13 protein-coding genes are annotated in these 13,129 nt (G+C 59.7%); all 13 read right to left on the bottom strand.

Annotation, left to right across the window (positions count from 1 at the left end):
• Positions 1 to 11: 11 nt before the first annotated feature.
• A complete protein-coding gene (locus tag EQV90_RS07675; RefSeq protein WP_240877956.1) occupies positions 12 to 617 on the bottom strand; it encodes a DUF4823 domain-containing protein in 606 nt (201 codons plus the stop codon).
• A gap of 113 nt (positions 618 to 730) precedes the next feature.
• Entirely contained in the window at positions 731 to 1,699 is a 969-nt protein-coding gene (gene araH, locus EQV90_RS07670) for an L-arabinose ABC transporter permease AraH (protein ID WP_127196200.1), read from the bottom strand.
• 25 nt (positions 1,700 to 1,724) lie between these two features.
• Entirely contained in the window at positions 1,725 to 3,257 is a 1,533-nt protein-coding gene (gene araG, locus EQV90_RS07665; protein WP_003442459.1) for an L-arabinose ABC transporter ATP-binding protein AraG, read from the bottom strand.
• Positions 3,258 to 3,269: 12 nt separating this feature from the next.
• Positions 3,270 to 4,274, bottom strand: coding sequence for a substrate-binding domain-containing protein (locus tag EQV90_RS07660; RefSeq protein ID WP_010655797.1), 1,005 nt, complete (start codon positions 4,272 to 4,274; stop codon positions 3,270 to 3,272).
• A gap of 60 nt (positions 4,275 to 4,334) precedes the next feature.
• A complete protein-coding gene (locus EQV90_RS07655) occupies positions 4,335 to 5,153 on the bottom strand; it encodes an SDR family oxidoreductase (RefSeq protein ID WP_161718127.1) in 819 nt (272 codons plus the stop codon).
• 297 nt (positions 5,154 to 5,450) lie between these two features.
• Positions 5,451 to 6,419, bottom strand: a complete 969-nt coding sequence (locus EQV90_RS07650) for a radical SAM protein (protein WP_060781734.1) — start codon at positions 6,417 to 6,419, stop codon at positions 5,451 to 5,453.
• 95 nt (positions 6,420 to 6,514) lie between these two features.
• On the bottom strand, positions 6,515 to 7,156 hold the full coding sequence (locus EQV90_RS07645) for a TetR/AcrR family transcriptional regulator (RefSeq protein WP_003442473.1): 642 nt from the start codon (positions 7,154 to 7,156) through the stop codon (positions 6,515 to 6,517).
• A 356-nt stretch (positions 7,157 to 7,512) separates the two neighbouring features.
• Positions 7,513 to 8,298, bottom strand: coding sequence for a TatD family hydrolase (locus EQV90_RS07640; RefSeq protein ID WP_003442476.1), 786 nt, complete (start codon positions 8,296 to 8,298; stop codon positions 7,513 to 7,515).
• Positions 8,299 to 8,330: 32 nt separating this feature from the next.
• Positions 8,331 to 9,317 carry a DNA polymerase III subunit delta' gene (locus tag EQV90_RS07635; RefSeq protein WP_003442478.1) on the bottom strand — a complete coding sequence of 329 codons (987 nt, stop codon included), beginning with the start codon at positions 9,315 to 9,317 and terminating at the stop codon, positions 8,331 to 8,333.
• Positions 9,310 to 9,942 (bottom strand): dTMP kinase, encoded by a 633-nt coding sequence (gene tmk, locus EQV90_RS07630; protein WP_003442480.1) that lies wholly within the window; start codon positions 9,940 to 9,942, stop codon positions 9,310 to 9,312. Before tmk ends, EQV90_RS07635 begins: the two co-directional genes overlap by 8 nt.
• Before the next feature lie 22 nt (positions 9,943 to 9,964).
• The gene (mltG, locus tag EQV90_RS07625) at positions 9,965 to 11,050 is read right to left on the bottom strand and encodes an endolytic transglycosylase MltG (RefSeq protein ID WP_240877955.1); all 1,086 of its coding nucleotides are present in this window, start codon (positions 11,048 to 11,050) and stop codon (positions 9,965 to 9,967) included.
• A 3-nt stretch (positions 11,051 to 11,053) separates the two neighbouring features.
• Positions 11,054 to 11,872: an aminodeoxychorismate lyase gene (gene pabC / locus EQV90_RS07620; protein WP_010655792.1), complete on the bottom strand. Its 819-nt coding sequence runs from the start codon at positions 11,870 to 11,872 to the stop codon at positions 11,054 to 11,056.
• Positions 11,872 to 13,116 (bottom strand): beta-ketoacyl-ACP synthase II, encoded by a 1,245-nt coding sequence (gene fabF, locus EQV90_RS07615; protein ID WP_010655791.1) that lies wholly within the window; start codon positions 13,114 to 13,116, stop codon positions 11,872 to 11,874. The genes pabC and fabF overlap by 1 nt, the downstream gene beginning before the upstream one ends.
• Positions 13,117 to 13,129: the final 13 nt, after the last annotated feature.

The following is a 13,129-nucleotide window of genomic DNA, read 5'->3' as shown; positions in this document are numbered from 1 at the left end:
CTCTCCTGGTCTTATTGGTCGCTCAAGCCTATCAAGCTGCGCGCGTACTTGGCGAGCGGCGGCCCGATCAGGTCCGCCGGCTTTTGCTCATGGAACGTCAGCAAGCCGCCACAGCTGCGAATGGTCGCGGTATCGATCAGGTACTGGGTGCTGGTCTCGATCAACATCACCTGGATCACGCCGCCATCAACCCCCAGGCGGCTGATTTCTTCCTGATCCAGCCATTCGTCACTGTTGCCGATACGGTCGTCGGCCCGTGCAAAGCGAGTGTAGAGCAAGTAATGCGCTCCATAGCCACGGGCTTCAGTCATGGCCTGGTCAAGCCCCAGCGGCGCTTTGGCGCGGCGCACCATGGGGAAGTATTCGATAAAGCCGTTATAGGCTTCTTCAGCCACCACATTGGGCCGTACATAAGGATCGCCTACGGGGGCGAATGGCCCCTGGGCAATGTAGATATAGGAGTCCGGCTGGATGCGCAGTGAATTGCTGCGCCGGGTATTGCTGTGATCGAGCAGACCGGCGTCGCTCATTTGATAACGTGCACCCTCCCCCAGATCGCTGACCGTCATACAGCCACCCAGCGCCAGCGCCGACAGCACCACAAACAGACTACGCATCCTGATCTCCCGATGGCCGGTGACAGAAAACCGGCGAATAGTCGCGTAATGCAGTTTGCGCGCCAGTTTGCTGCATGCCTTGGCGCAAAACCTGTGGCAGCCGGTATTCAGAGTCAGCGCTGCTTCAAGCGGTCGATCACCACCGCCAGCAACAGGATCGAACCGCGAATCACGTACTGGTAGAACGTGTCGATGTTCTTCAGGTTCATCGCATTCTCGATAATCGCCAGAATCAGCACCCCGGCGATCACATGCCGGATCATCCCCACCCCGCCGCTCAACGACACCCCGCCCAGTACACAGGCCGAGATCACGGTCAGCTCGAAGCCCTGCCCGATCATGGGCTGGCCCGAGGTCATGCGCGAAGCCAGGATCACCCCGGCCAGCGCGCCAATCAGCCCGTGTACGGCGAAGATGATGATTTTGGTGCGGTCGACATTGACCCCGGCCAGCAGCGCCGCTTCCTGATTGCCGCCTATGGCCATGGTGTTGCGGCCATAGGTGGTGTAGTTGAGCAGCCAGCCAAAGAACAGGAAGCAGACGATGGTGATCAGGATCGGCACCGGCACGCCGAACACCTGGCCGTTACCAAAGACGTAAAACGCTTCCTGGGACACCCCCACCGCCTTGCCATTGGCAAAGATATACGCCAGTCCGCGCACGATCTGCATGGTGGCCAGGGTGGTAATCAGCGCGTTGACCCGCAACTTGGCGATAACGATGCCGTTGATCAGACCGACAATCAGGCCCATGCCCAGCGCCGCGCAGACACCCAGGAACACACTGTCGGTGTCACGCATGACCACCGCGGCAACGACTCCGGAGCAGGCAATCACCGATCCCACGGACAGATCGAAATGCCCCGACGCCAGGCAATAGAGCATGGTGCAGGCAGCAATCCCGGTGGTGGAGATGGCCAGGCCCAGGCCGCGCATGTTGAGCGGCGACAGGAAGTTGTCGATCAGCAAGGTGCAGAGGAGGAAAATCGCAAACGCTGCCAGCAACATGACCCAATCGTCGAGGAAGCGGCGCATGTCGAGTTTTTTACGGGGTGTCGCCAGTGTCGAATCTTGGGTTGTCATACAAACCTCTCAGTGGGTCACGCCGTTAGCCGCGCTGGCGGGGCAAGGCCATTTGCAACAGGTTCGATTCATTGGCCTGGGCTCTTGGCAGCTCACCGCTGACCACGCCTTCGCACAAAACCAGAATGCGGTCGCTGATCCCCAGCACTTCCATCAGGTCGCTGGACACCACTATCACCGCAATTCCGCTGGCGGCCAGACGATGGATGATCTGGTAGATCTCGGCCTTGGCGCCGATATCGATGCCCCGGGTCGGCTCGTCAAGCAGCAGCACTTTCATCGGCATCGACAGCCAGCGCCCGAGAATGGCTTTTTGCTGATTGCCGCCGGACAGGAACATGATTTTCTGCGACGCCGTCGGAGTCTTCACATTCAGGGCATGGATCTGCCGGTCGGCGTTGTCGCGCTCCCATACCCCGCGCAACAGGCAACCCAGGGTGGAATGGGCGCCGCGGGCACTGATGTTGATGTTCTCCGCGACGCTGGCCAAAGGAATGATGCCTTCCTTTTTCCGATCCTCCGGGCACAGCAGCACCCCGGCAGCAATCGCATCCCGGGGCGAGCGCAGCTTGAGCGCAACGCCTTGCAGTTCTACCTGGCCGCCACTGTGACGGGCCAGCCCGCCGAGCAGGCGCAACAGCTCGGTACGCCCGGCGCCCACCAGCCCGAACAGGCCTAGAATCTCGCCCTTGCGCACTGCAAAACTCACCGGCTCGCGCAACCCCGGCCCGAGCAGGCGGTCGACCTTGAGCACCACTTCGCCACACTCACGGGGGCGGTAGTCATAGATGTCCTGAATGTCACGGCCGACCATGCAGGTCACCAGCTGGTCGTGGCTCAGCTCGCTCATCTGCTCGAAGGTGCGAACATAGCGGCCATCCTTGAACACCGTGACCGCGTTGCAGATGCGGAATACTTCTTCCATGCGGTGGGACACGTAGAGCACCACTTTGCCCTCATCCCGCAGGCGCCCGATGATGGTCATCAGGCGGTCGATTTCCCGCGCCGAGAGGCTGCTGGTGGGCTCATCGAAGGCAATGACATGAGCCCCGCGGGACAGCGCCTTGGCGATTTCCACCAGTTGCCGCTGGCCCAGGGACAAGCGGGCAACCTTCTCTTGCGGATCGATTTCATCGGCCAGCCCCTTGAGCAACTGCAGGGCCTGGTGCCGCAATTCGCCGCGCTTGATCAGACCAAAGCGCGCCGGCAGATGGCCGAGAAACAGGTTCTCGGCCACGCTCATTTCCGGTACCAGATGCAGTTCCTGATGGATCACGGCGACCCGGTTGGCGATGCTTTCAGCGGTGGATCTGAAGACCAGCGACTGCTCACCGATCTGCAGGTTGCCGCTGCTGGGCGCGTAGGCACCGCCAAGGATTTTCAGCAGGGTGGATTTACCGGCACCGTTCTCGCCCATCAGTGCATGCACCTGGCCGGGATGGGCGACAAAGCTGATATTGGCCAGCGCCTGGACCCCGGGGAAATGCTTGCCGATGCCGTTGAAGCGCAGGCTGTCGGTATTGCTTGTCAGTGCTTGAGTGGCTAATGGCTGCGGCATAGTGACCTCGACTCAATTCCACAAACCGATCTTGGTCAGCTCTTCCTGGAAGTTGTCCCGGGTGATCAGCGTTACTTCGTCCATGGCGGTGTACAGAGGCGGCTCTTTGCCTTCGGTGATCCACTCAAACATCATGGTTGCGGTCTTGTAGCCTTCGATATGCGGGCTCGGCAGCATGGAGCCGTAGAAACCGCTGTTGGCCTTTTTCAGTTCGCCAATGGCGTCGGTACCGTTGATGCCGATCCCGATGACGTTGGCGGCGGCGAAACCGGCGCTTTCCGTGGCCCGTACCCCGCCGAGCACGGTGCTGTCGTTCATGCCGCCAATAATCAGGTTTTTCGCGCCGCCGGGCAGTTTGACCAGTGCCGAGTTGGTGGCATCCATGCTGCCGGGAACATCGAGGGTTTTAAGCGCCGAGTACAGGATATGATCATCGGCAAGGCCCGCGTCCTTGAGGGATTTGACCGAGCCGTCGGTGCGTTTCTTACCGGTGTCCAGTTCATTGAAGGTGTTGATTACGGCGTAGGTGTCGTTCCAGTCCCAGTTGCGTTTTTTTGCTTCGGCGACCATCGCATTGCCCTGTTTCTGGCCGACTTCGAAGGCTGCCATTCCCAGGTACGGCACCTCTTCCATAAACTTGCCGTTGGCATCGACAAAGCGGTCATCGACAGCGATGACTTTCAAACCGTTGGCCTTGGCCTTGGCCATGATCGCCGGGCCCAGACCGACATCCGGCGGGCAGATGACAAAGCCCTGGGCGCCGTTGGCTGCCAGGCTGTCGATGGCCGACAGGGTCTTTTCACCATCCGGCACAGCAATTTTGATCAGCTCGAAGCCTTTGTCCTTGGCGGCCTTTTCTGCGAACACCCATTCGGTCTGGAACCAGGGTTCTTCCGCCTGTTTGACCAGAAAACCGATCTTTACCGGATCGCCAGCCAGCAAGGCACTGCTCAGACTCAATGCGCTGGCCGCCAGGGCCGCGCAGCACAGGGTACGAATGAAGGGACGACGGTACATGGCAAACTCCTTGTTGTTATTTTTGAGGTGTTTGAAAGCCTGACAGGTCCGGATGCGGGATCAGTCGTGGTAAAGCACCGAGCGCCCGCCATCGATGGTGATGCAGGAGGCGTTGATGAACGGCGCCTCATCGCTGGCCAGGAATACAGCCGTCATTGCCACTTCCAGCGGCTGGCCGATACGCCGCGGCGGATGCAGATCAAGGGCGCGCTGGCGCTCGGCATGGGGGTCGGCGAAACCGTTCCAGTAATCGACGTTCAACTGGGTCTCGATGTAACCGGGGGCGATGGCATTGACGCGGATGCCTTTGGCGGCGTACTCGATGCCCAGCGCGCGGGTAAGCCCCAGCAGGCCATGCTTGGCCACGGGGTACGGAAAGCAGCCCGGAATAATATGGCTCGAATGGGTGGAGGCAATGTTGATGATGCTACCGATGCCCTGCGCAATCATTTGCGGCAATACCGCCTTGCAGCCATACCAGGCGCCGTCCAGATCGATGGCGAAACAGCGACGCCAGTCTTCCTCGGTCATTTCCAGCGGATCGCGGAACACGTTGACCCCGGCGCAATTGACCAGCACATCGACCCGGCCATGCAGTTCCATGGCCAGCGCGACCATGGCATACAGGTCGGCCTGGCAGGACACGTCGGCCTTGATGGCCTGCACGTCGCCCCCTTGCTCACGCCAATGGGCTGCGACTTTCTCGACCTTCTCGGCCTGGATATCGCTGATGACCATTTTCGCCTGTTGCGAGACGAAGCTGGCAACGATGGCCTCGCCGATACCCTGAGCGGCGCCGGTCAGTAGCACCACCTTGTTTTTAAGGCGCTCGCCACGGGGCGGCTCGACTGCCGGCGGCAGTGAAAGGGCTTCAGCCATGGATCAGGACTCCAAAAAGAAAGCACGACGAAAACCGGACATCTGTCGATGGCCGGCCGAGAAATCTGGGGAATGGGGGAGTCGCACGGGCGCGCAGGGGAATCCTGGGATATCTGGGCATCACTTCACCTGTTTTATTTTTTTAGTGTGAGTGCGTGGAGCTGCTGCCGACTATAAACCCGGAAACGGAAAAGTCTCAATATATAATTTTGCATCCCATATACAGGGATCAGATGTAAAAGCTGGCTCACGGGCCGGTCAAGGGCTCGCTCCTGCGGGCATTGATACACAGGGGGCTTAGCCGCCGATGATTTTCATCACAGTGGCGCCGCCCGAGAAGGCAACGTCCTGCTTGTCGCCCAGGGCTTTCATCAACAAGCTTTGCAGGGCTGGCAGGGCCTGGTGGCGGGGTTTGTTCAGGAGGTCGCCGACATAGTGGCGATTGCTCGACGAAAGACAGCCATGCAGCCAGCCCGTGGACGACAGCCGCAACCGCGAGCAGGTACGGCAGAACGGGACGCTTTCGTTGGCGATCACACCGAAGTGACCAAACCCCGGGATCTGGTAGCGCACCGCAGTGGCATCCACCGGTGCATCGGCCTGCAGGTATTCATAGCGCTCGCCAATCAGCGACAACAGTTGTTGCAGGCTGACGAACTGTTGCAGGAAGGCGTTGCCATCACTGGCCAGATGCCCCATGCGCATCAGTTCGATAAAGCGCAGCTCGTAGCCGCGCTCAAGGCAGTACTCCAGCAGCGGCATGACCTGATCCAGGTTCTGCCCGCGCAACGGCACCATGTTGACCTTGATTTTCATCCCTGCGGCGCTGGCCTGTTGCATGCCGTCGAGGACGGTCGGCAGATCGCCGCCCCGGGCAATGGTGCGAAACGCAACAGGATCAAGGGTATCGAGGGATACGTTGAGGCGGCGAATACCGGCGTCCACCAGCAGCGGCAATTTTCGCGCAAGCAGTTGGCCGTTGGTGGTCAGGCTGATATCACCCAGGCCCAACTGGCCAACTTCACGCATAAAGGTTTCGAGCTTGGGACTGACCAGTGGTTCGCCGCCGGTAATACGCAAGCGCTCGATGCCTGCGGCTTCGATCAGGTAGGCCACCCCGCGCACCATGGCCTCGGCCGACAGTTCATCCTGCGCTGCGACCAGTCGCTTGCCGTTGGGCACGCAGTAGGTACAGGCGTAGTTGCAGGCAGAGGTCAGACTGATACGCAAATTGCGAAAACGTCTGCCTTGGCGATCAACAATCATGGATGACTCCGGCACGGGGAATATAGAGCGCGCCAAAACTTGACTTAGAAATCAAGTTTTGGCAAGACCCAGATCCAAGTATATGCCTTGCAGCCTTACTCGACAGCCGGGGTGTCCGTATCACGCTTGCGCTTGTTGCCCATGCGCACGCCGATGTCCATCAGGAACTGGAAGAACCCTTCCTGGTCTTCCAGCACGTTGCTCCAGAACGGCGAGTGGTACAGCGCCACGGCGCCGTGCACCAGCGCCCAGGCCGCGCAATAGTGGAAGTAAGGTGGCACGTCTTCGAGCTTGCCTTCGCTGATGCGACCCTTGATCAGCAGGGTCAGGCGTTCGAAGTTGGAAGCACGGATCTTGTGCAGCTCTTCAACCAGTTCAGGCACCTGATTACCTTTGACGACCTTTTCTTCGAGGCGGTCAAACAAGCGGTAGCGCTGGGGATCACGCATGCGAAATTCAAAATAGGCGCGCGACAGCGCCTCTTTGTCTTTATCAACGTCAGCGGATTGCAGCAATTCATTCAAATCGCGCTCGTAGTCGAGCATCAGGCGCAAATAGATCTCGGCCTTGGACTTGAAGTGCTTGTAAATCGTGCCTTTGCCGATACCTACGGCATCAGCAATCATCTCGACGGTGACGCTGTCTTCACCAAGTTCGAGGAACAGCTTGAGCGCGGTATCGAGAATTTCTTGCTCGCGGCGACGAAACTCACGGACCTTACGGGGTTCTTTGTGCATAAGAAAAGGTCTGTTCGGGTCAAAATCGAAGCGGAGTATTATGCATTAGTCACGCTAAATTGCACGGACCATCCTGCGTATAGACGTTTACCGAGAATTTCATATAAACACTATGAGCACTCAAACGAATCACGCGTATTCCAAATCTGTTTAAAAAATGACCAACAGAGACTGGACGTTCAACAAAGCTGACCAATACTTAAGGAGTCGGCGCAGCATCCCCCCCAAGTGTTTCGCCGATCAAGGCGACAATGGAATGTAGGCCTTTGTTTTACTCCTAATGGTCTTAACCCGGATTCCCCAGAGTCCGGGTTTTTTTTGCCACTCACCCACTCGCTCCCGCAAGGCGTTGGGGGCTAGCCCTGAACCCGGGCCAGGGGGAACAGGCGCTTGAAGTTTTCGGTGGTCTGCTCGGCAAAACGCTCGTAGGACTCGCCGCGCAACATGGCCAGAAATTCGGCGACTTCGCGCACGTATTGCGGCAGGTTCGGCTTGCCACGATAGGGAATCGGCGCCAGATACGGCGAGTCGGTCTCAACCAGCAGGCGATCCGCCGGGACTTTGCTGGCCACATCGCGCAGGGCGTCGGCATTACGGAAGGTGACAATGCCCGACAACGAAATGTAATAGCCCATGTCCAGCGCAGCCCTGGCCATGTCCCAGTCTTCGGTGAAGCAATGCAACACGCCGGCATTGGGCAGCGCCGCTTCACGCAGCATGGCCAGGGTATCGGCGCGAGCTCCACGGGTATGGATCACCACAGGTTTGCCGGTCTGCTGCGCCGCCTCCAGGTGAACCCGAAACGACAGTTGCTGTAACTCGGCGGCTTCCGGCTCGTAGTGATAGTCCAGACCCGTCTCGCCAATGGCCACCACCCGCGGGTGATTCAACTCGTTCAGCAACCAGTCCAGCGCTGGCGCGGCCCCTGGCTGAACATCCAGCGGGTGGACACCCACCGAGCAATCGACATCGGCATAGCGATCCGCCAGGGCTTTGACATCGCCCGCATTGTCGGCACTCACGCCAATGCACAGAAAGTGCCCGACACCGCGCTGGCGTGCCGCTTCAAGGGCGGCGTCCAGCGAACCGTCATGGGCACTCAGATCAAGGCGATCGAGGTGGCAATGGGAATCTACGAGCATACAAAAATCACCTGTTTCACAATTCAATCAAATCAGCGCTGGCCGGGCAGACCCGCCCACTGCACCAAGAGTGCCTCAAGCAACAACACCCGGTTGAGGTTGGCTTTGCTCAGCACTTTTTGCCGTTGGGCGAGAATCCAGTCCTGAATATTCAGGACTTTGTCCTGCGGGGTTTTCTGCGCCAGGTACTGCAGTACTTTGCGCATGTCTTCCAGACCAAGACCGGACTCGTCCTGGGTCAACTGATATCGCAGGATCAAACTCGACCAGTCGCAAAACCAGTCAAACAGCAGCAGCAATGGTATGGCATTCCAGCTTTCCGCCAGTTGCGTCGCTGACAGCTCGCGCTTCAACAGTTTTTTTACCCCGGCCACTACCGCAGCCCGCTGTTCACGCACACCCTGGGCCTGCAGCTTGACCGCGGCCAGGGGCGAGCCCGCTGCCAGCGTCAGCAATTCAGCCCGCTCTTCGCTGCTGCACTCGGGCAATGCCCCGGCCAGCCACTCCAGGCTCAGGGCCTCGCCCGGCAGTGGGCAGGCTTGTTGCACGCAACGACTGCGGATGGTCGGCAGCAGGCGACTGGACTGGTGGCTGACCAACAACAAAATGGTATTGCCGGACGGTTCTTCAAGGCTTTTGAGCAGGGCGTTGGCAGCGTTGATGTTCATCGACTCAACCGGCTCGACCAGCACCACCTTGCGCCCGCCCAGCTGCGCGGTTTGCACCACAAAGCTGACCAGATCCCGTACCTGGTCAACCTTGATCGCCTTGTCGGCTTCTTCGGGTTCCAGGATGTAGTTGTCGGGATGACTGCCCGCAGCCAGTAACGAGCAGGACTTGCACGCCCCGCAGGCCTCCAGCCCGACCGGCTGCCTGCACAACAGGCTGGCCATCAGGCGTTCGGCCAGCGCGCGCTTGCCGATGCCCGCCGGCCCGTGCAACAGATAGGCGTGAGCATGCTGGGCACGCCCGGCCATTTGCTGCCACAGGCCGTCCTGCCACGGATAAGCCTCAGCCACGGTGCAGTTCCAGCAGTTCTGGCAACAAGGCATCCAGCTGCACTTGTACGTTTTCCAGTGACTGGGCGGCATCCACCAGACGATAACGCCCGGGCTCAGCCCCGGCACGCTTGAGGTAGGTGCTGCGCACCGCATCAAAGAATGTCCGGCCTTCCTGCTCGAAGCGGTCAAGCCGCCCACGGGCGCTGGCCCGGGCCATGCCGACTTCAATCGGCAGATCAAACACCAAGGTCAGGTCCGGGCGCAATGAACCTTGCACGAAGGTTTCAAGGCTGGCGATACGCTCTTGCGACAAACCGCGGCCGCCACCTTGATAGGCATAAGTGGCGTCGGTGAAGCGATCGCACAACACCACGGCGCCACGGGCCAGTGCCGGACGAATCACCTCGGCCAGATGCTGGGCACGGGCGGCAAACACCAGCAGCAGCTCGGTGTCGGCGCACATGGCTTCATCGCTGGGTGCCAGCAACAGCTCGCGAATTCGCTCGGCCAATGGCGTGCCGCCGGGCTCGCGGGTCAGAACCACGTCGATACCGGCGCTGCGCAGGCGCTCGGCCAAGTATTCGCGATTGGTGCTTTTGCCCGCGCCTTCGGGGCCTTCCAGGGTAATAAACAAGCCAGTCACAGGCAGCAATCCTTAATCAATGTCATTGCGGGCTTTGCGGCTCGGCCGCAGGGCTCACCGGCTCCGCTGCCGGGGTCGGCGCCGGACTTGAACGGTAGTCGGCACGACGCTTGATCTGGAACTCGCGCACGGCATTGTTGTGCGCATCCAGATCATCGGAAAAGGTGTGGCTGCCATCGCCCTTGGCAACAAAATACAGGCTGCTGCCACTGACCGGGTGCAAGGCGGCATGAATCGCTTCACGCCCGACCATGGCAATCGGTGTCGGCGGTAAACCCGGAATGGTGTAGGTGTTGTACGGCGTGGGTTCACGCAGATGGCTACGGGTGAGCTTGCCGTTGTAGCGCTCGCCCAGCCCGTAGATCACGGTGGGATCGGTTTGCAGCGGCATACCGATTTTCATGCGGCGCACGAATACCCCGGCAATCTGCCCGCGTTCCTGGGGCACACCGGTTTCTTTCTCTACCAGAGAGGCCATGATCAGCGCCTGGTAAGGGTCGGCATAGGGTACGTCCGGGTCTCGTTGCTCCCATTCTTCGGCCAGCACTTTCTCCAGACGGTTGTAGGATTTTTCGAGCAATTGAGCGTCAGTCATGCCCCGCACGAAGCGATAGGTGTCCGGAAAGAACCGGCCTTCCGGGAATTCTCCGGGATGACCGAGTTTGGCCATGACTTCGCTGTCGCTCAAACCGTCTAGGGTCTGCTCGATTTTTTCGTGTTTTGCCAGGGCGCTGCGTACCTGCCGGAAGTTCCAGCCTTCGACCAGGGTCAAGCTGTACTGCACCACTTCACCACGCTTCCACAGGCCAATCAGGTCCTGGGCGCTCATGCCGGGAGTCATGCGGTACTCACCGCTGTGCAGGGGCTGGCCCTCGAGATTGAAACGCCAGTACAGGCGCAGCCAGAAAGCGTCATCCAGCGTGCCGTCGGCCTCTAGCCGATTGAAGGTGCCGGTCGGCGTGGCGCCAGCCGGTACGTCGAGCAGTTGCTCTTGTGTCAGGTTAAGCGGTTGTTCCAGCGCCGAGTTGAGCTTCCAGGCGCTAGCGCCCAGCAACAATCCCGCCAGCACCAGACCTGTCTCCAGCAGCACCAAGAATTTACGTTTCACGAATCAAACATCCAATAGGGTGCGAGCAATGCCTTGCAGTTTACGGGTGAGCGGCCCCACCGGCCAGCTCAGCTCTGCAAACCCGCGAACAGGCCAGATGCCATATACGCTGTTGCAGAGAAAGAGTTCATCGGCCTGCTGCAATTGCTTCAGGCTGATGTCAGAAACATGACAAGGGATGCCCAGCTGTCCGGCCTCGGCCAGTAGCGCTGCGCGCATCACGCCGGCCACACCGCAACGCTGCAGGTCGGGGGTGAGCAAGGCACCGTCGCGGACCAGAAACAGATTGCTGAACACGCCTTCGATGATCCGGCCCGAGGTGTCGCGCATCAAGCCCTCGGCGTAGGCCGGGTCTTGCCATTCAGAACGGGCGATCACCTGTTCCAGGCGATTAAGGTGCTTGAGCCCCGCCAACAGCGGCTGCTCGGCCAGACGGGTGGCGCAGTCAAACAGCTGGATGCCCTGCTCGGCATGGGCCTGCGGGTAAGTAGCAGCCGGACCGGCTTGAAGAATTCTTCGAGGTTGCGCCTCGGGGTTGGCGCTGTAACCGCGCAGACTGTCGCCACGGGTCAGGATGAGCTTGAGAACGCCCTCCCCCATGGCCTGCGCATACGCCAGCAATTCGCTGCGGATCAATGCCTGATCCGCAACAATCGCCAGTCGGGTACAACCGAGTGCCAGACGCTGCAAGTGCAGGTCCAGCAGCTGCGGTTTGCCGGCCTTGACGGCAATGGTCTCGAACAGACCATCACCGTAGGCCAGCCCACGGTCTTTAAGCGACGCCAAGGCGTTCGCTGGCTGGCCGTCGACCCAGCTTTGCATCAGTCGGTGAACCGACGGAACACCAACGAGCCGTTGGTGCCGCCAAAACCGAATGAGTTGGACAGCACTACATCGATCGGCATTTCCCGCGCCTTGTGCGGCACGAAATCGAGGTCGCAGCCTTCATCCGGCTCATCGAGGTTGATGGTCGGCGGAGCTATCTGGCTGTTGATCGCCAGCACGCTGAAGATTGCCTCTACCGCGCCTGCAGCACCCAGCAAGTGACCGGTCATGGATTTGGTCGAGCTCACCGCCAGGTTGTAGGCGTGTTCGCCAAACACCGACTTGATCGCCGACACTTCCGCCAGGTCACCCGCAGGTGTCGACGTGCCATGGGCGTTGATGTACTGCACTTGATCGCCGTTAATTCTGGCGTCGCGCAAGGCGTTGGTGATGCAGCGTGCAGCGCCCGCACCGTCAGCCGGAGGCGAGGTCATATGATAAGCATCACCGCTCATGCCAAAACCTATCAGTTCGGCATAGATGGTCGCACCACGGGCCTTGGCATGCTCAAGCTCTTCAAGCACCAGCGCACCGGCACCATCAGAAAGCACAAAACCGTCACGGCCTTTGTCCCAGGGACGGCTGGCACGCGTCGGGTCGTCGTTACGGGTCGACAACGCACGCGAGGCACCAAAGCCGCCCATGCCCAGACCGCACGCGGCCATCTCGGCGCCGCCGGCAATCATTACGTCGGCTTCGCCGTAAGCAATGTTGCGTGCCGCCATGCCGATGCAGTGCGTACCCGTGGTACAGGCTGTGGCAATGGCGTAGTTCGGACCCTGCGTACCCAGGTGGATAGACAGAAAGCCGGAAATCATATTGATGATCGAGCCAGGCACGAAAAACGGAGAGATCCGTCGCGGGCCTTGCTCATGCAGGGTACGGCTGGTTTCTTCGATATTGGTCAGACCACCAATACCGGAGCCCATTGCTACACCGATGCGCTCACGATTGGCATCTGTGACTTCAAGGCCGGAATTACGCACAGCTTGAAATCCGGCTGCCAATCCGTATTGAATAAACAGGTCAAGTTTTCGGGACTCTTTGACGGAGAGGTAATCCTCAACGTTAAAACCCTGTACCGAGCCGCCAAAACGGGTGGAATAGGCAGAAAGATCCGTGTGTTCGATCAGACCAATGCCACTTCGGCCTGCCAGAATGCCTTGCCAGGAGCTTGGTACATCTGCACCCAGCGGCGACAACATCCCCATACCGGTGACTACGACGCGTCTACGCGACACAGCACTCTCCTTT

The sequence above is a fragment of the Pseudomonas sp. TMW22089 genome, assembly GCF_022496645.1.
Lineage (GTDB): Bacteria > Pseudomonadota > Gammaproteobacteria > Pseudomonadales > Pseudomonadaceae > Aquipseudomonas > Aquipseudomonas paraversuta.
Note: the sequence above shows the minus strand (reverse complement) of the source record. Positions and strands in the feature narration are given on the sequence as shown.